Genomic DNA, 16,922 nt, shown 5'->3' with positions numbered 1-16,922 from the left:
ACGTCCGCGCTCCCAGGGCTTCAATGCGCGCCGGCGCCGCCGGCGACCTGGCCCTTGCGGGCGAAGAGCAGCAAGATGGCGGCGATGGCCAGCATCACGCCGATCACGGCGAAGGTGTCGCCGAAACCCAGGATCAGGGCCTGCTTCCGGACGATGCCCCCGAGCGCGACGATCGCCTTGTGATGGGCGAGAGCCTGGTCGGTAATGCCGTGCGACTGGAAATAGGCCGTCATCTGGTCGATGCGCTCGCGCACCACGTCCCGGTAAGTGGACACGGACTGACCGATGATGTTCGAGTGGAACTGCTCGCGCTTGGTGATGATGGTGGAGAGGCTGGCCGTGCCAACCGCGCCGCCGAGATTGCGCAGCATGTTGAACAGGCCGGAGGCGTTGGCGGCATCCTTCGGGCCGATGCCGAGCATGGCGATCGCCGTCAGCGGCGTGATCACCATGGCCTGGCCGACCGCGCGCACCATATTGGGCACGAAGAACTGGTCGCCCGAATAATCCGCCGAGATGGCGACGTTCATGAAGCAGCTCACGGCGAACAGTCCGATGCCGACAAACCCGATATAACGTACATCGAAGCTCTTCATCAGGCGGGGCACCAGCGGGATGAGCAGGAGCTGGGGCAGGCCGGTCCACGCCAGCACCTGGCCGATCTGCTCGGCATTGTAGCCCTGCACCTGGCCGAGATATTGCGGCAGCACGTAGACCGAGCCGAACAACGCGAAGCCAACGAGCACATTGGCGAGCGTGCCGATGCCGAAATTGCGGTTGCGCAGCAGCTTGAGATCCACCAGCGGCTTCTTCACCGTCAGCTCGAGCCACACGAAGGCAGTAAGGAACACGAAGGCGATGACAGCCAGACGCACGATGAAGGCGGACTGGAACCAGTCGTCCTTGTTGCCTTCCTCCAGCATGGTCTGCAGGGCGGACAGGCCGATCGCCATGGTGACGATGCCGGCCCAATCGCCCTCCTTCAGGAGGCCGAAATTCACCGGCTCGCGCTCCAGGGTGAAATAGAGCGCCACAACCATGATGATGCTCGGGACGGTATTGATGAAGAAGATGGTCTGCCAGCCGTAATTCTCGGTCAGATAGCCGCCGATGGTCGGGCCGATCGCGGGCGCGAAGGTCACGGCAAGGGCAAACATGGCCAGACCAACGGGCTGCTGGGCCTTCGGCAGCTTGGTGACCACCATGGTGAACGCCATGGGGATCAGCACACCGCCGGCAAAGCCCTGAAGGCCGCGCATGGCGATCATCGAGCCGAGGTCATGGGTGAAGGCGCAGGCCATCGAGAACAGGGCGAAAAACACCGTGCTCGCGATCATGTAGATGCGGAAGGAGAAGACGCGGCTGAAATAGTTGGTGAGCGGGATCACCACGATCTCGCCGATGAGGTAGGAGGTCGAGATCCAGGCGCCGTTGTCGACACCGGTGCCGATGCCGCCCTCGATGTCGAGCAGCGAGGCGTTGGTGATCTGGATGTTGAGGATGGCCATGAAGGCACCGATCATGCCGGCGAGGATGGCGATCCAGGTGGTGATGCTGGCCTTTTCGGCCGTGGCGGGAATGGTGGTGGGCATGGGCGTGGCTCCCTTGGAGCGCGGATATCTTGTCCGCCTCTTGGAAACGCTGCGGTTGCGGGAGAGGAAGAGCGGATCGTCCGACACTCTATCGAGCGTCGTAGGGGCGTCCGCGCTCCCAGTTACTTCGTTTCGATCGTCGGGTAGACCGACATGCCGGGGCGCAGCTCGCCGGAGAGTGGGCTGCCGGGGTCCAGCACGATCTTCACGGGGATGCGCTGGACCACCTTGGTGAAGTTACCGGTGGCGTTGTCGGGTGGCAGCAGGGCGAATTCCTGGCCGCTGGCCGGCGCGAGGCTGTCGACATGGCCCCTGAAGGTCGCGCCCGGGAACATGTCGACGTCGATGTCGACCGGCTGGCCGGCATGGACGTTGGTGAGCTGCGTTTCCTTGTAGTTGGCCACGATATAGGCGGCCTGCGAGGGCACCACAGCCATCAGCTGCGTGCCGGCCTGGACATATTGTCCGACCCGCAGCGTGCGGTTGCCAACCACGCCGTCCACCGGCGAGACGACGTTCGTGTAGGAAAGGTTGAGCTCTGCCTGGTGCTGCACGGCCTGGTCATGGGCGAGCGTCGCCTGCGCCTGGGCCAGTTCGGCCTTCAGGCTGTCGACCTGCTTGGTGGCGGTGACCAGGGCGGCCGAGTCGCGCTGCGTGGTGGCGCGGGCAGCCATGATACGGGCACTTGCCTGCTGGGCGTTCTGCACGCTGCCGAAGCCTTGGGTTGCCAGGGAGGCATAGCGCTTGTCGTCCTGCTCGGCGAAGGTCTCGTTGGCCTGGTCGACCGTAATCGTCGCCTTGGCGGCGTCGATGATCGACTGCTGGGTATCGAGAGCCGCCTGCCTGCCGGCGATGGACGCCTGGGCGGCTAGGACATCGGCCTTGGCCTGGTCGAGCGCCACCTTGAAATCGCGATCGTCGATGCGGGCGAGTACGTGGCCAGCCTTGACGCTTTCATTGTCGCCGACCAGAACCTCGGAGAGATAGCCCGAAATCTTCGGAGCAATGGTGGTGTTGTCGGCTTGGACGTAGGCATCGTCGGTCGAGACCTGGAAGCGGCCGACCGTCCAGTACTGGTCACCATAATAGGCGGCGCCGGCGAGAATCAGCAGGCTCGCGCCAATCAGGAGCGGCTTGCGCAGGCGGCTCTTCTTTGTGGGAGCAGTGGGGACAACGGGGGGCGCTGCCGGCTTGGTGGTGATATCCAGGCCAGGAGCGGCCTCGGCGGCCGGAATCGGGCGGTCGATCTCAAGGGATGGGGAATGCTTGGTCATGTTATTTGCCTCGTTTTCCTATGGCCGCCCTTGCGGGATCGGTCGGTATGCCTTAATTAGGAAATCAGTTGTTTTCTAAAATAAGATGCAATCGCCCGCTGTCAATGGAAAATTGGAAAACGGCCATGCGACAAAATCAACTCCCTGTGAAGCGCCAGCGCGGCCGGCCTCAGATCCGGTCCGATGAGGAGACCCGGCATCTGGTGATCGAAGCCGCGGCCAAGGAATTCCAGGTCAACGGCTATGCGGGCACCAGCATGAGCGCAGTAGCGCAGCGGGCAGGGGTCTCCACCAAGACGATGTATCGGCTGATCCCGACCAAGGCCGAGATGTTCAGCAAGGTCGTCGCCGACCGCATCCATCTGTTCATGCTGGTGATCGATGATGAAGCGTTGGATCTGGATGGCCTTGTGCCGGCGCTGGAGCGCATCCTCATCGCCTATGGCAAGCTGACGCTGAGTGAGGAAACCATCGCTCTCAACCGCCTCGTGATCGGGGAGTCCGACCGCTTCCCCGAGATCGGCAATGTCTTCTACGAAACCGCGGTGATGCGCACCAACGCGGCCATCGAGACCTGGCTGCGTCGCCAAGCCGAGCGCGGTCTGATCGAACTGCCCGATCCGCAGGCCGCCACCGGCATGCTGCGCGGCATGATGATCATGGAAATCCAGCGTGCCGTCATGCTCGGTCGCCGCAATGCCCCCGACGAGAAGGAGATCGCTTACCGGGCCAGACTGTGCGCCAAGCTGTTTCTCAGAGGCTGCTGCAGCAAGATGCGGGTGTGAAGTATGTGCGATCTGTTCGGCGGCACATCGGATGGCGCCTTATCCGATCTGGCAGCACTCTCGCGTAATGAGTGCTAACATATTGATTTCTTTTGATTATTAACAAAATTTTCATTGCAGGAATGTGACTTTTGCGGTGCAATATGGACGTTGTTCCCGCAGGAGGTGCCATCTATGGTGTCGGTTGCGTTTCGTCGTCAGTTGGAAGGGTACGGCCTCACCACGGCTAATATTCTCTATCGCTTGCCGGATCATCCGGCCGTGCTGCAGACCTATATCTGGCAGGAATACGATCTCGCCCCCGTCTTCCCCGAGCTGCATAAATTCCTCGCCTTCTGGCGGGACAGGCTGGAGGGCGCGCTCCATTCGGTCACCGTCTCGCATAGCGGCCTGATCAAGCCGGCCGAATTGCGCGCCGTGGCGCAGGAATTCCGCCTTCACTGAAATACTGGCGCCGCGAAGAGATCACGGTATAACGCCTCGCAATAGGCGGAGGCTCCGTGGACAGATATATCGAAGTGGCAAGGCGGCTGATCACTCATCTGGCCGACCAGTTGCAGGCGGATTTTGCCGTCGAATTGTGGAATGGCGAGGTGCTGCCACTCGGCAAGGACGCCCGCACCGACCTTCGCCTGAAGATCATGAATCCGGAAGCCATCACCAGGCTGGTGCGCAAGGCACCCTTGGGCAAGGGCTTCGACCAGCTTATCCAGCTTCTGGCCGACGGCAGCCTGCGTATCGAAGGCGGTACTTTGCTCGATGTCGCATCCCGGCGCGGCAGCATGAACACCAAGGGCCTGTTCAAGCGCCTCAGCAAGGTGCAACTTGCCCGCGGCCTCTGGCCCTTCCTCACGCGCTCGCTCCCGAAGAAGGAAGAGAAGGTGGAGAAGCACGACTATGCCGGCGATATCGCCGACAAGGTCGAGAAAGGGCGAGACGACAAGCCGCTGGTGCAGTTCCACTACGACCTTTCCAATGCGTTCTACGGCCTCTTCCTCGGCCCGACCATGGCCTATACCTGCGCCTATTGGCCAAGGCCCGAGACCACGCTCGATGAGGCACAGACTGCCAAGTTCGACATGATCTGCCGCAAGCTGCGCCTGCAGCCCGGAGATCGCATGCTCGACATCGGTTCGGGCTGGGGCGGCCTGATCTGCCACGCCGCCCAGCATTACGGCGTCACTGCCCATGGCGTGACCCTGGCGCAGGAGCAATACGACTTCGCGCAGGAGCGCATCGCCAGGCTCGGCCTGCAGGACAGGGTGACAGTGGAACTGAAGGACTACCGCGATGTCACCGGCAGTTTCGACAAGATCGCTTCGATCGGCATGTTCGAACATGTCGGCCTCGACAATCACGACGCCTATTTCCGGAAGATCCACAGCCTGCTGCGCCCGCGCGGCCTCTACCTCCATCACGCCATCGCCCGCCCGGCCAAGCGCAACATGAAGACCTTCCGCAGGAAGCGCCCGGAATTCGCGGCCCTGACGCGCTACATCTTCCCGGGCGGCGAACTCGACACCGTCGGCATGTCGGCCAATGGCCTGGAAAGCCATGGTTTCGAGGTGCACGACGCCGAGGCTTGGCGCGAGCATTACGCCCGCACCACCAAGGCCTGGACCGAGAACCTCTACGCAAGGCGCGACGAGGCCGCCGCCGAGGTAGGCGAGGCGAAGACGAGGATCTGGCTGCTCTATCTCGCGGGCTGCTCGCTCGCCTTCGAACGTTCGGCCGTAGGCATCTTCCAGACGCTGGCCTCGAAGAAGGCGAAGGGCCCGTCAGGGCTGCCGCCGACGAGAGAGGACCTTTATCGGTGAGCGCTCGACGTTTCGTCAGGCCCGCTTCTTCGCCTTGAGTGCTTCGATCATTTCACGTCGCAATATCGCGTTGAGACGTGACTGATAGCCTTTTCCCTGGCTGCGAAGCCATAACAGCACATCTGAATCGATCCGCACTGTGGTGGAGGTCTTCGTCGGCCTGTAAAGTGGGTTTCGCACTGCCTTCTGCCAGAACTCTTCACCGAGTTCGGGAATATCGCTCGTGTCGATATCGCTGTCAGGGCGGGCAGCCAAAGCGGCCAATTCTGCCTTCTGCTCTGCCGTCAGAGGAGGTAGGTTAGCCAGATCCACAACACGCCTAACGACCTTGCTGTTCATAGCGTCTTCTTTCCTTTCTCGTGGCGGCTCGGGCTGAAATAATGCGAATAACCTCGACCAGCGAGCCATCCTCCTCTTCTTCCCAGAGTGTATGTGCGACCAGAAGCAACATATAGTTGTCGGCCCAGCCGAGGGTCTGCCAGCGCTGTTCGCCTTCCTCGATCCGATCCTGTTCCATCAAGGCAAAGGGATCGGCGAAAACACGCAGGGCGATGTCGAAACTGACCCCATGTTTTCGAAGGTTGGTATCTGCCTTTGTGGAATCCCACTCGTATCGAGTTTTCATTTTTGTTACTACAATTTTGTATGAACTTCAAGAATCTCATCGCCTAGCTTCGAGCCGCGAAGTCGAGAGATTCTATTGAATCCCGCCAGTTCCTCAGCCTTCTTCCACGAGAACGGCCCCGTCTTCAGCCCGGCCAGCGTCTTGACCATCTCCGTTTTCAACCAGGGCAACCTGCCCAGCGGGCCGAAGGTGGCGTTGCGCAGCGGGCCAGTGAGCCCGGAGTGGGACTGGAAGAACTGCGTCAGCACCATGCTGGCCATCTGGTAGAAGCGGAAATGGGCGCGGCGGCCGGCGACGAAGGCGGAGAGGGCTTCGCCGAGATCGCCGTTGAGGGCGATGGCGTCCGCAAGCGCGGCGGCATCGAGCAGCGCCATATTGGCGCCCTGGCCGAGTTGGGGGCTGGTCTGGTGCCAGGCGTCGCCGATGAGGACGAGCCGGCCGTGCACCGGCTCGGCAACGGTGACCTGTGCGTAGCGCGCCTGCGTGAGCTGGTCGTGGCGCGTGAATTGTGCAGTGAGCGCCAGGGTTTCCGGCCAGATCGCCGCAACCTCCTCGCGCCAGGCGCCGAGATCGGTGTTGTTCCAGCGCTCGAGATCCTCCACCGGCAGGCTCCAGAAGAAGGCATCCAGGGGCGCGGGATCGTTGGGAAGGCGCCCAGCGGGCAGCACGCCGATCATGAAGCGAGCCGTTCGGTAGCGCTGCTGCAGGGCGTCGCGCACGAAGCCGGTATCGCGCGCGACGCCCCATACGGCGCCATGAGCGTAGGGCCGGATGCGCGCTGCAGCGGCCGCTTCGCGCAGGCGCGAGCGCGCGCCGCTGGCATCGACAACCAGGTCGAACCGGCCGAGCCGCCGTCCGATGCCGTCGAGGAGGGCAGGGCGGTCCGAGATGTCCTCGATGCCGGCGACGGCAACAGCCTGTTCGAGGGCGATGCCACGGGCGAGCACTGCACCCATCAGGAGGTGAAACAGGCTTGCCCGATGCATCGCCGTGCCGTGCAGGCCGGGTAGGAACTCATCGTAGCGCAGGTCGAATATCAGCGGCCCATCCGGCCCGCAGCGGCCGTAGAGACGCTCGATGCGCGAGCCAAGCCTCGTGGCCTCGTCCCGCAGGCAGAGGCGCTCGAGCACCGCCAGGCCTGTCGGCTGGATCAGCAATCCCGCTCCGACCGGCTTGGCCTGCGCGAAACGCTCGAAGAGCACCGGCCTGTGGCCGGCATCGGCAAGAAAGGAGGCTGCGGAAAGTCCGGCAGTACCTGCGCCCACGATGGCGATGGAAAGGCTGTTCATTCCCGATCCTATCGTCGAAACGATGCGCGCAACCAGTTGGCACGGCCCTTGATCCACAATTGTGGTATGGGCGGGAGGGATATCGACGAAGAATCCTAGTTGTCATTTGTCCGAACAATCATAAGATGAGCCGAGCGCAACGGACTCAACTGGCTGCGTCAGGCTCAAAAGGGCCGCATCAATGCTCGCGCATTGAAAGCAAAGATCGCTACGGAGGACATGATGACCAAGGATTCGACGCCGCACACGCGGCGGGACTTCATTCGCACCGCTTCGTTTTCCGCAGGTGCTGCCGCCGCTTTGTTCGGAGGCTTCGGCGTGAACCCGGCTTTTGCGGCTGAGGTCGCCGAGGTGGCGGGGCGTTCCGACAAGCCACTGAAGGCGGCCTTCTCCAACGCCGGCCTTCAGGCCACCTGGTGTGCCCAGGGCAAGCAGGCGGCCGAATATTGGGGCAAGCTCTTCAATGTCGAGGTGACGTGGTTCGATGGCCAGCTAGACGCCGTCAAGCAGCGTGCCGCCATCGACAACATGGCCTCGCAGAAGTGGGACTTCGTCGCCATCCAGGCCTTCGGCATCGGCACGCTGACCCAGCCCGTACAGAAGATGATCGATGCCGGCATCCCGGTCATCGACATGGACACCCTGATCGCCCCGCTCGACAAGATCAATGTGCACTCCTTCCTTGCGCCCAACAATGAGTTCATGGGCGCCTCGGTGACGCAGGCGCTCTGCAATGCCATCGGCGGCAAGGGCAAGATCATCATGACCCAGGGCGCTCTCGGCCACACGGGCGCGCAGGGCCGGGCGAGGGGCTTCGAGTCGGTGGTCAAGCAGTTCCCCGGCATCGAGGTGCTCGACACCCAGCCGGCCGATTGGGACGTCACCAAGACAGCCCGCCTGTGGGAGACCTATCTCACCAAATATCCGCAGATCGATGCGGCCTTCTTCCACAATGACGACATGGCATTGGCCGCGGCCAATATCATGAAGGCCCACAACCGCACCGACATCAAGATCGGCGGTGTCGATGCCATGCCGCCGGCCATCAGCGCGGTCATCGACGGCCGCATGTTCGCCACGGTGCGCAATCCGTCCTGCCGCATCCATGGCGGCGCCATCGTCGCCGGTGTTGCGGCCGTCGTCGGCGGTGAGAAGACCGGTGCGGACGGCATTCCGAAGAACATCGTGACCGACGGTCCCGTGGTGACCAAGGACAATGCCGAAGGCATGCTCTGGATGGAAAAGCACTTCCTGATCTGAGCGGGAATGGTGTGCCGGTCTTCCCGGTGATATCGACGCATTGTCGATGTCGCTATGACCGGCACTGCTTTGTCCTGAGGATGCCTGTCCCGCCGCATCGCCTGACAGCCGATGCGGCTGTGAAGACCAACACACCGATCCGGGAGCCTTGTCTGGCTCCCGGTATCCCTTTTCAGTCGTGTGAGGCGTGATGTCGATTGATGAAGCACAGGCAGGCGTTGTCGAAGCGCCGCGCCTCAAGATGACCGACATCTCCAAATCCTTCGGCGGCGTCGCTGCGTTGAAGGGCGTCGATTTCACGCTGTTGGCCGGCGAGATTCATGGCCTGGTCGGCGAGAATGGCGCCGGCAAGTCGACGATGATGAAGATCATTGCCGGCGTCCATACCGAATATCAGGGCAAGCTCGAGATCGACGGCAAGGAGGTCCACTTCCGCTCGGCGCATGAGTCTCTCGCGGCCGGCATTCGCATGGTGCATCAGGAGCTTAGCATCGTGCCGGACCTGACTGTCGCGGAGAATGTCTATCTGGGCAAGCAGCCGCTCAATGCCTTCGGCGCGGTGGACTGGCCTGCGATGGTGAAGGGCGCGCGCGAGCAGCTCAGGAATCTGGGCATCGATGTCGATCCCAAGATGCGCATCGGTGCCTTGCCGATCGGCCTGCAGCAATTGATCGAGCTTGCCCGCGTGCTGTTCTCAGGCGCGAGCATCATCATCCTGGACGAGCCGACGTCGGCGCTTTCGCCACCCGAGGTGGCGCGCCTGTTCGAAGTGCTGCGCAAGGTGCGGGCCGATGGCCGCAGCATCGTCTTCATTTCGCATTTCCTCGACGATATCCTTTCGATCTCGGACGCCGTGACCATCTTCCGCAACGGTCGGCACGTGATCTCCCACTCCACGCAAGGGATCGACAAGAACTGGGTGATCGAGCACATGATCGGCCGCGGCCATGAAGGGCTGGAGGAGAGCTATTCCGGCTCGATCAGCCTGCCGGCCAAGCCTGCGGGCACGCCCGTGCTGGCGACGCAGGGCCTGTCCTATGGCCGCGTCTTCGACGATGTCAGCATCGATGTGCACGCAGGAGAAGTGCTCGGCGTCTATGGTTTCATGGGCTGCGGCCAGCTCGAATTTGCCCGCACCCTGTTCGGCAAGCTCAAGCCCTCGCGCGGTCACCTGGAGCTACAAGGCAGGACGCGCCATCTGCGCAACACCGCGCAGGCGCGCGAGGCCGGCATCGCCTTCGTGCCTGAGAGCCGGCGTTCGATGCTGTTCTATCACCAGCCGATCTATCGCAATGTCTCCATCTCCATCCTTCAGCGGATCTCGCGCCTGTGGCTGAAGCCGAATGTCGAGCGCAAGACGACGCAGGGCCACATCGAGGCGCTGCATATCCGCCCGCCCTCGGTAAACGCGCTGCTGGGCTCCCTCTCGGGCGGCAACCAGCAGAAGGTGGCGCTGGCCAAATGGCTGACCTATCCTCCCAAGGTTCTGATCCTCTCCGAGCCTACTCGGGGCATGGATGTAGGCGCCAAGGACGATGTGGTGAAGATCGTGCGCGATCTACGCGACAAGGGGCTGGCCGTGATCGTCGTCTCGGCCGAGCCGGAAACAGTGCTCTCACTGGCCGACCGTGTGGTGGTAATGAAAAAAGGGCGGATCGTGCGCGAATTCGCCAATGAGACGATTTCAAAAGACAGATTGCTGGAAGCCGCGTGAAGCAGCGCTTCCTCACACGATCGATTAGGCCTGGGAGTTTTGGTTGATGAGCACACCGGTTCAGGATGGCGGGCAGGCGGCCTTCGCAAGGCAGGGATTGGGATCGATCCTGCGCAACCAGATGCGCAACATCGCTCCCTTCGTCACCTTGCTGGCGCTGGTGATCTTCTTTGCCGTCGCGAGCCCATCCTTCGTGACGCTCGACAATCTGTCCAACATCCTCGTGCAGATCTCGGTGACGGGCGTGATCGCCGTCGGGCTGACCTTCGTGATCCTCTGCGGCGAGATCGATCTGTCGGTAGCCTCCATCGCCAACGTCACCGGGGTGGCGGTGGCCTTCTTCACGGCCCAGGAATCCTATGTGAATATCGCCAATACCAACTTCATCGTGCCCGGCAGTGTGGCGATCGTGCTGGCCCTAGTGGTTTGCGCCGTGCTTGGCCTGATAAATGCTTTCGGCGTCACCCGGATTCTCATTCCCTCCTTCATCATGACTCTAGCGATGATGCAGATCGCCGATGGCATCAGCGCCGTGCTTTTGCGCGGGCAGATTGCCTATGCGGTGCCTGATCTGGTCAATACGCTGGGAGCCGGCAACATTGGTGGCGTACCATGGATCGTCATCGTGCTCGGCGTTTTCTTGGCAGTCGGCCACGTCGTGCTGACCTACACGAGGTTCGGCCGATACATTTACATGGTGGGTGGCAACCGCGAGGCGGCGGAGTTCTCCGGCATCAACATCAAAATGATCCTGGCGTCGGTGATGGTGATCTCGGCCGTGTGCGCCGGTGTTGCCGGCATGATCGGCGTCGCCCATTTCGGCAGCGCCCAGCAGAATGAATTCACCAGCTACCTGCTCGATGCCATCGCCGCCGTTGTGGTTGGGGGCACCAGCCTGTTCGGCGGGCGTGGTGGCATCGGCAACACCATTGTCGGCCTTTGCGTGCTGGGCGTTCTCAACAACGGCCTCGACCACATGGAGCAGGTCGACAGCTTCCAGAAGATCCTGATCCGCGGAATCATCCTGCTCGCGGCCCTGGTGATGAATGTCTACACCCAGAGGCTGCGGGATGAGGGTGCGGCCGCCGGGTAATCCCGGGAGCGCGGACTTCCAGTCCGCTCTCCCGGGCTTCAACGCGTCAGCTCGCCGCTTTTCACCTTGCCGAAATGGCGCGACATAAGGGCGCCCAGTGCCAGGGCGCCGGCGACCAGAGCAAGAAAGCCCTCGTTGAAGCCTATGGCGACCGGATGGCCGGCTAGGATGGCGAGACCCAGCATGAGGTTCAGCCCGCCCCACAGGAAATTTACCAGCGGTGAGGATGGGCCGATGCCGCGCGGCTTGGCGAAAGGCGTCGGAAAGGGCGAGCCCATCAGCCCGCTGGTGACATGCGGGATGGCATTGCACAGGAGGGCACCGGCAAGGAGCAGCAAGATGTCACTCATGGGAACACCGATCGAACTGGTGGGAGTGTGAAAGATATGCGAGGATACCCTCGCAAAACAGTTAGTAGAGGATACCCTCGCATATGTCAACGACAGTGCCAGCCGATGCTAGGGCTCCCAAGCGTCAGCGCGGCCATCTGCGCGTAGCAGCTATTCTGGCAACGGGAGCGCAGGTGTTTAGCGAGAAGGGCTATGATGCCGCCACGATGACGGAGATCGGTGCGCGCTCGAAGACGGCGATCGGCTCGCTCTACCGCTTCTTTCCTTCGAAGGAAGCCTTGGCCGACGCATTGCTGGCACAATTCGTCGAGCAGAGCCTTGCCGGGCTGAAGAACTTGAAGGATCTCGCCGCCAATCTCAGCGCGCGGGAATTGGCCGACGAGCTGGTCGATTTCTCGCGCCGCCTGCAAAACGAAAGGGCGTTCGCCATCGCACTTGTCGATGTGCGCAGCGACGGCGACGACAAGAGGGCTCAGTTCCGCACAGCGTTGCGCGAGGGCGTTGCGGTCATCCTGCGCAAGACTCTCAGAGGCCTTCCCGAAGAGCGCGCCGCTGTGATGGCCGTGCTGGTGCTGCACATGCTCAAGGGACTGAGCCTGGACCAGGGGAGCGATGCTGCCCGGGAGGCAGAGGTCAGGCTGATGCTGAGGCTTTATCTTGCTGGGAGCGTGGACTTCCCAACGACACTCAAGTGAGCGTCATACGATTCGCTTTTGAACCTCGACTCAAATGGAAAAGGGCGCTGACCTTGACGGCCGCGCCCCTTATTGCACGGGCGCTGCTTCGAGAGTGGACTGGAAGTCCGCGCTCCCAGGTTACCGCTTCAAGATCCGGTTCACGCCGGAGAGCACCGCCTTGAGCGAAGATTTCGTCGTATCCTTGTCGATGCCGACTCCGAACAGGGTTGAGCCATTGGCGATGCGCAGCTCGACATAGGAGACGGCGGCTGCGTTGGCGCCCGAGCCGATGGCATGCTCGCGGTAGTTGGCGACATCGAAGTCGAGGCCGCTCTCATGGCGCATCGCCTGTACGAAGGCATCGATCGGGCCGTTGCCCTGGCCAGTCACCGTCTTCTCGACACCCTCGTCGCGGATGCGCGCGGTGATGGTGCGCTCTTCGCCCTCGCCATCGCTGGTGACCTGGTGGGAGACGAAGGAATAGCGGCCATTGTCGAGATATTCGCCGGTGAAGGCGTGCCAGAGCCGGTCGGCGCTCAGTTCGACACCCTCGCCGTCGGCGATGCCCTGCACCACCTTGGAGAACTCGATCTGCAGCAGGCGCGGCAGTTCGATGCCATGCTCCTTCTCGAGGATGAAGGCGATGCCGCCCTTGCCGGATTGCGAGTTGATACGGATGACGGCCTCATAGGAGCGGCCGAGATCCTTCGGGTCGATCGGCAGATAGGGCACCTCCCACACCGGGGTGGTCGCCGTCTCCATCGCCTTGAAGCCCTTGTTGATCGCATCCTGGTGCGACCCGGAGAAGGCGGTGAACACGAGCTCGCCGGCATAGGGATGGCGTGGATGGATCGGCAACTGGTTGCAATGCTCGGCCACGCGAACCAGCCCGTTCACGTCGGAGATGTCGATTTCCGGATCGACGCCCGACATGATCAGATTGCCGGCCATGATCACCAGGTCGACATTGCCCGTGCGCTCGCCATTGCCGAACAGCGTGCCTTCGACGCGATCCGCGCCCGCCATCAGGCCGAGCTCGGTAGCGGCGACGCCGGTACCGCGATCATTGTGCGGATGCAGCGATATGATCACGCTGTCGCGGTCCTTGATGTTGCGCGACATCCATTCGATCTGGTCGGCATAGATGTTCGGCGTCGACATCTCCACCGTCAGCGGCAGGTTCAGGATCAGCTTCTTCTCGGGCGTCGGTTTGTAGACGTCCATCACGGCCTCGCAGATCTCCTTGGAGAAATCGAGTTCGGTACCCATGAAGCTTTCGGGCGAATATTGGTGGCGGATCTTGTCTTCCATGCCCAGCTCCCTGGTGAGTTGGACGATCAATTCGGCACCCTTGACCGCAATGTCGCGGATGCCGGCGCGATCCTGGCGGAAGACCACACGGCGCTGCAGTTCCGAGGTGGAATTGTAGAGATGGACGATCGCTGATTTGACGCCCCTCAGGCTCTCGAAGGTGCGGCGGATCAACTCATCGCGGGCCTGCGTCAACACCTGTACGGCGACGCCATCGGGAATACGGCCTGATTCGATCAGAAAGCGGACGAAGTCGAAGTCGGTCTGCGAGGCGGAGGGGAAGCCGACCTCGATCTCCTTGAATCCCATGCCGACCAGGGTATCCCACATGCGCAATTTGCGCTCATGGCCCATCGGCTCGATCAAGGCCTGATTGCCGTCGCGCAGGTCGACGGCGCACCAGGTCGGTGCATGGGTGATGGTCTTCGACGGCCATTGGCGGTCCGGCAGGTCGATCGGCGGCCAGGGTTTGTACTTCGCTGATACGTCGACCTTGGGGGCGGAAAACTGCGAGACTTTGGCAGCATATGTCATGATGAAACTCTTCAGCCGAAGGGAGGGAGCGGCAGGTTAGGCCGCTGGAGCATGGTCCCCTGAGCGCCCAGGCTGATGCCCGGCCGGCCCTCAGGGGCGGCTAAGGAGGAGGCCGGAAAGAAGGGCGAGCGCCAGCGCCGGCGCGGGGAGCGCAAGCGTTTCGATCTTGGCGGGCGATGTCGCCACGGCTCAGTCCTCTTTGTGCTGCGGCTGCAGCCGCGCGGTGTGAGGGGCTTGTACAGCGATGTTGCCGCTCGGGCAAGACCTATCCGCCGCCGACGCGATGTCGGTTTTCGGAATCGGGTGCTGTGCTGTAGGGTCGCGCAAGCCTTCTCTTGAGGAGTACGCATGCGTCTTGCTTTCCTTGCCTTCGCGGCGGTCCTGCTTGGCACTGCCGGCGCCCAGGCCGACTGCGCCGCCGATTTCGCAGCGATCATGCATCATGGGCGCGAAGTCGGGCCTTTCCGTGTCGAAGGGGAAGCATCCGTTGGTGCGTTGCGCATGGTGACGGTTACTGAGGTCGTCCCACCCGATGCCGCACATGTCCATGTCAGCACGCCGCAAGGCGACCAGGAGGTCATCGTCACCGGCGGCCAGGCTTGGGGCAATGTCAAGGGGTTCTGGTTGCCGCTCGACGAAGCGACCGCGCGCCAGATGCAGACCGATTTTGCGCTGGCCGGCATTCTTTATTCCGACAAGGCGCAGAACGTTCAATGCCTCGGCGAGACGATGGTCGACGGCACCCAATATCTCGGCTTCAAATATGACGCCGCGATCGCGAATTTCACCGTGCCGATGACCGTCTATGTCGATCCGGCGAGCCGCCTGCCAGTGAGGACGGAGGGCACGATGCAAAGCGGTGGTGACACGGCCCGTTTCAGTGCGACCTACAAGCTCGCTCCAGACCTGAAGATCGTGCCGCCGCCCAAGCCGTGATCGCTGAAGCCGTGACCGCTCTTCGGAGGCGCCTCACAGTATTTAAACGAACTTGCGCTAGGAACAGGCGAGGGGGAGCGTTTCCGCCAAGACCGTCCCGACCATGAATCTGATGGAATTCTCCGATGCGCCTTCTGATCTGCGCCGTCCTGCTGGCGGCCTCCTGTGCTCCCGCCCTGGCCGCCTCCTGCACCAGCCGCATCGCCTATGTGCAGCGTATCATCGACAAGGATGTGAAGACCGGCTTCGTGGACAAGAAGGTCCATGACGACATGGGTAGGGACTTGGCTGCGGCCACGCAGGCCTGCAACGCCGGCAACGATGCCAGGGCCGACCAGATCATATCGGCCACCCAGAGCCGCCATGGCTATCCGGTGCGCTGAGGGATTGGCGGCCCGAGCCTGCCGACCCAGATTTTGACCTCGGCGCTGGCCTTGCCGCTTTCCAGTCGTAAGATGAGCAGGTCGTCTCTTTTTGATCTGTACTTTCGGCGTTGCCGCCGAGCGGCGATCCGACTTCAAATAAACTGAATCCAAATGAACGGAAGGAAAGCCGGTCATGAGAGCAGTGGTCCTGCATGCACCGTTCGATCTGCGCGTGGAGGAACGGGAGCCGCCGTCGCTTGGCCCCGGTCAGGTGCGTGTGAGCCTGCGAGCTGGCGGTATCTGCGGTTCGGACCTGCACTACTACCTGCATGGCGGCTTCGGCGCCGTGCGGCTGCGCGAGCCCATGATCCTGGGTCATGAGGTTGCCGGTGTCATCGCGGAGGTGGCGTCCGGTGTCACCTCGGTGAAGCCGGGAGATACTGTCGCCGTCAACCCGAGCCTTGCCTGCGGCGCCTGCCGGTACTGTATGAAGGGGCTGCACAATCACTGCCTCGACATGCGCTTCTACGGCTCGGCCATGCGCATGCCCCACGTCCAGGGGGCCTTCCGTGACAGCGTCGTTTGCGAGGCCGTGCAGGCCGTGCCGATGCCGGAGGGCACCTCGGTGAACGAGGCGGCCTTCGCCGAGCCGCTTGCCGTGTGCCTCCACGCCGTCGTGAGGGCGGGGCCTCTGCTGGGCCAGCGCGTCCTCGTCACCGGCGCCGGGCCGATCGGCATCCTCACCGTCGCAGCCGCCCGGGCCGCAGGCGCGGCCGAGATCGTCGCGACGGACATCCTTGACGGCCCGCTGTTCATGGCGCGCAGGACGGGGGCAGACCGCACCATCAATGTAGCCAGCGAGCCAGAAGCCTTGGCGGGATACGAAGCCGAGAAGGGCTGGTTCGACGTGATGTTCGAAGCGGCCGGCAGCGCCGTGCCGCTGCTGGCGGGCCTGAAGGCGGTACGCCCCCTCGGAACGATCGTGCAGATTGGCCAGGGCGCGCAGGCTGACCTCCCGATGTCCGCCATCGTCACCAAGGAGATCAATTTGATCGGCACCTTCCGCTTCGATACCGAATTCGAGACCGCCGCGTCGTTCATCGCCAGGCGGCAGATCGACGTACGTCCCCTCCTCACCGAGATCGTGCCGCTGAAGGAGGCCAAGCGCGCTTTCGATCTTGCCGCCGACAAGAGCCGGTCGATGAAAGTCCAGCTCGCCCTCGGCGAGGCCTGAAATCCTGAGTTTCTGGGGGGCGGGTCTTCAGACCCGCCCCCCAAAGAGCCCTCACAAGAGCGCGCA

Annotated in this window: 17 protein-coding genes; 10 read left to right on the top strand and 7 right to left on the bottom strand. The window is 62.5% G+C overall.

Features of this window, described 5'->3' with window-relative positions; translation table 11 throughout:
* Positions 1–20 precede the first annotated feature (20 nt).
* Both ACMDCR_RS20595 and ACMDCR_RS20590 read right to left on the bottom strand, forming a co-directional pair.
* On the bottom strand, positions 21–1,592 hold the full coding sequence (locus ACMDCR_RS20595; protein ID WP_413988406.1) for a DHA2 family efflux MFS transporter permease subunit: 1,572 nt from the start codon (positions 1,590–1,592) through the stop codon (positions 21–23).
* A 122-nt stretch (positions 1,593–1,714) separates the two neighbouring features.
* Positions 1,715–2,866, bottom strand: a complete 1,152-nt coding sequence (locus tag ACMDCR_RS20590) for an HlyD family secretion protein (protein ID WP_413988405.1) — start codon at positions 2,864–2,866, stop codon at positions 1,715–1,717.
* Between the two features lie 125 nt (positions 2,867–2,991).
* On the opposite strand from ACMDCR_RS20590, the gene ACMDCR_RS20585 reads away from it, so the two are divergent.
* The 3 genes from ACMDCR_RS20585 to ACMDCR_RS20575 all read left to right on the top strand — a co-directional run bounded on the left by ACMDCR_RS20585 (position 2,992) and on the right by ACMDCR_RS20575 (position 5,468).
* A complete protein-coding gene (locus ACMDCR_RS20585; protein WP_413988404.1) occupies positions 2,992–3,651 on the top strand; it encodes a TetR/AcrR family transcriptional regulator in 660 nt (219 codons plus the stop codon).
* Between the two features lie 174 nt (positions 3,652–3,825).
* Positions 3,826–4,095 (top strand): usg protein, encoded by a 270-nt coding sequence (locus ACMDCR_RS20580; RefSeq protein WP_413988403.1) that lies wholly within the window; start codon positions 3,826–3,828, stop codon positions 4,093–4,095.
* Positions 4,096–4,151: 56 nt separating this feature from the next.
* Complete coding sequence (locus ACMDCR_RS20575; protein WP_413988402.1) at positions 4,152–5,468, top strand: class I SAM-dependent methyltransferase; 1,317 nt, start codon at positions 4,152–4,154, stop codon at positions 5,466–5,468.
* A 15-nt stretch (positions 5,469–5,483) separates the two neighbouring features.
* Here the strand turns inward: ACMDCR_RS20575 and ACMDCR_RS20570 are convergent, their stop codons facing one another.
* Genes ACMDCR_RS20570 through ACMDCR_RS20560 form a run of 3 tightly spaced genes read right to left on the bottom strand, consistent with a single transcriptional unit; the run spans position 5,484 to position 7,382 of the window.
* Positions 5,484–5,807: a BrnA antitoxin family protein gene (locus ACMDCR_RS20570; protein ID WP_413988401.1), complete on the bottom strand. Its 324-nt coding sequence runs from the start codon at positions 5,805–5,807 to the stop codon at positions 5,484–5,486.
* A complete protein-coding gene (locus tag ACMDCR_RS20565; protein WP_413988400.1) occupies positions 5,788–6,093 on the bottom strand; it encodes a BrnT family toxin in 306 nt (101 codons plus the stop codon). Before ACMDCR_RS20565 ends, ACMDCR_RS20570 begins: the two co-directional genes overlap by 20 nt.
* 8 nt (positions 6,094–6,101) lie before the next feature.
* Positions 6,102–7,382: an FAD-dependent oxidoreductase gene (locus tag ACMDCR_RS20560; protein WP_413988399.1), complete on the bottom strand. Its 1,281-nt coding sequence runs from the start codon at positions 7,380–7,382 to the stop codon at positions 6,102–6,104.
* 222 nt (positions 7,383–7,604) lie between these two features.
* Between ACMDCR_RS20560 and ACMDCR_RS20555 the strand changes: the two genes are divergently transcribed.
* The 3 genes from ACMDCR_RS20555 to ACMDCR_RS20545 all read left to right on the top strand — a co-directional run bounded on the left by ACMDCR_RS20555 (position 7,605) and on the right by ACMDCR_RS20545 (position 11,449).
* On the top strand, positions 7,605–8,642 hold the full coding sequence (locus tag ACMDCR_RS20555; protein ID WP_413993681.1) for a sugar ABC transporter substrate-binding protein: 1,038 nt from the start codon (positions 7,605–7,607) through the stop codon (positions 8,640–8,642).
* Positions 8,643–8,832: 190 nt separating this feature from the next.
* Positions 8,833–10,356 carry a sugar ABC transporter ATP-binding protein gene (locus ACMDCR_RS20550; RefSeq protein ID WP_413988398.1) on the top strand — a complete coding sequence of 508 codons (1,524 nt, stop codon included), beginning with the start codon at positions 8,833–8,835 and terminating at the stop codon, positions 10,354–10,356.
* A 46-nt stretch (positions 10,357–10,402) separates the two neighbouring features.
* A complete protein-coding gene (locus tag ACMDCR_RS20545) occupies positions 10,403–11,449 on the top strand; it encodes an ABC transporter permease (protein WP_413988397.1) in 1,047 nt (348 codons plus the stop codon).
* A gap of 38 nt (positions 11,450–11,487) precedes the next feature.
* On the opposite strand, the gene ACMDCR_RS20540 is transcribed toward ACMDCR_RS20545, so the two are convergent.
* The gene (locus ACMDCR_RS20540) at positions 11,488–11,799 is read right to left on the bottom strand and encodes a hypothetical protein (protein ID WP_413988396.1); all 312 of its coding nucleotides are present in this window, start codon (positions 11,797–11,799) and stop codon (positions 11,488–11,490) included.
* A gap of 83 nt (positions 11,800–11,882) precedes the next feature.
* Here ACMDCR_RS20540 and ACMDCR_RS20535 point away from each other — a divergent pair, with 83 nt between their 5' ends.
* Positions 11,883–12,494, top strand: a complete 612-nt coding sequence (locus tag ACMDCR_RS20535) for a TetR/AcrR family transcriptional regulator (protein WP_413988395.1) — start codon at positions 11,883–11,885, stop codon at positions 12,492–12,494.
* A 120-nt stretch (positions 12,495–12,614) separates the two neighbouring features.
* Here the strand turns inward: ACMDCR_RS20535 and leuA are convergent, their stop codons facing one another.
* The gene (gene leuA / locus ACMDCR_RS20530; RefSeq protein WP_413988394.1) at positions 12,615–14,321 is read right to left on the bottom strand and encodes a 2-isopropylmalate synthase; all 1,707 of its coding nucleotides are present in this window, start codon (positions 14,319–14,321) and stop codon (positions 12,615–12,617) included.
* Between the two features lie 348 nt (positions 14,322–14,669).
* Between leuA and ACMDCR_RS20525 the strand changes: the two genes are divergently transcribed.
* From ACMDCR_RS20525 to ACMDCR_RS20515, 3 genes are all read left to right on the top strand, one after another.
* Positions 14,670–15,257 carry a hypothetical protein gene (locus ACMDCR_RS20525; protein ID WP_413988393.1) on the top strand — a complete coding sequence of 196 codons (588 nt, stop codon included), beginning with the start codon at positions 14,670–14,672 and terminating at the stop codon, positions 15,255–15,257.
* Positions 15,258–15,382: 125 nt separating this feature from the next.
* Positions 15,383–15,640, top strand: a complete 258-nt coding sequence (locus ACMDCR_RS20520) for a hypothetical protein (RefSeq protein ID WP_413988392.1) — start codon at positions 15,383–15,385, stop codon at positions 15,638–15,640.
* Between the two features lie 175 nt (positions 15,641–15,815).
* The gene (locus ACMDCR_RS20515) at positions 15,816–16,856 is read left to right on the top strand and encodes an L-idonate 5-dehydrogenase (protein WP_413988391.1); all 1,041 of its coding nucleotides are present in this window, start codon (positions 15,816–15,818) and stop codon (positions 16,854–16,856) included.
* Positions 16,857–16,922: the final 66 nt, after the last annotated feature.

The sequence above is a fragment of the Labrys okinawensis genome (assembly GCF_047345005.1).
GTDB classification, from domain to species: Bacteria; Pseudomonadota; Alphaproteobacteria; order Rhizobiales; family Labraceae; genus Labrys; species Labrys okinawensis.
Note: the sequence above shows the minus strand (reverse complement) of the source record. Positions and strands in the feature narration are given on the sequence as shown.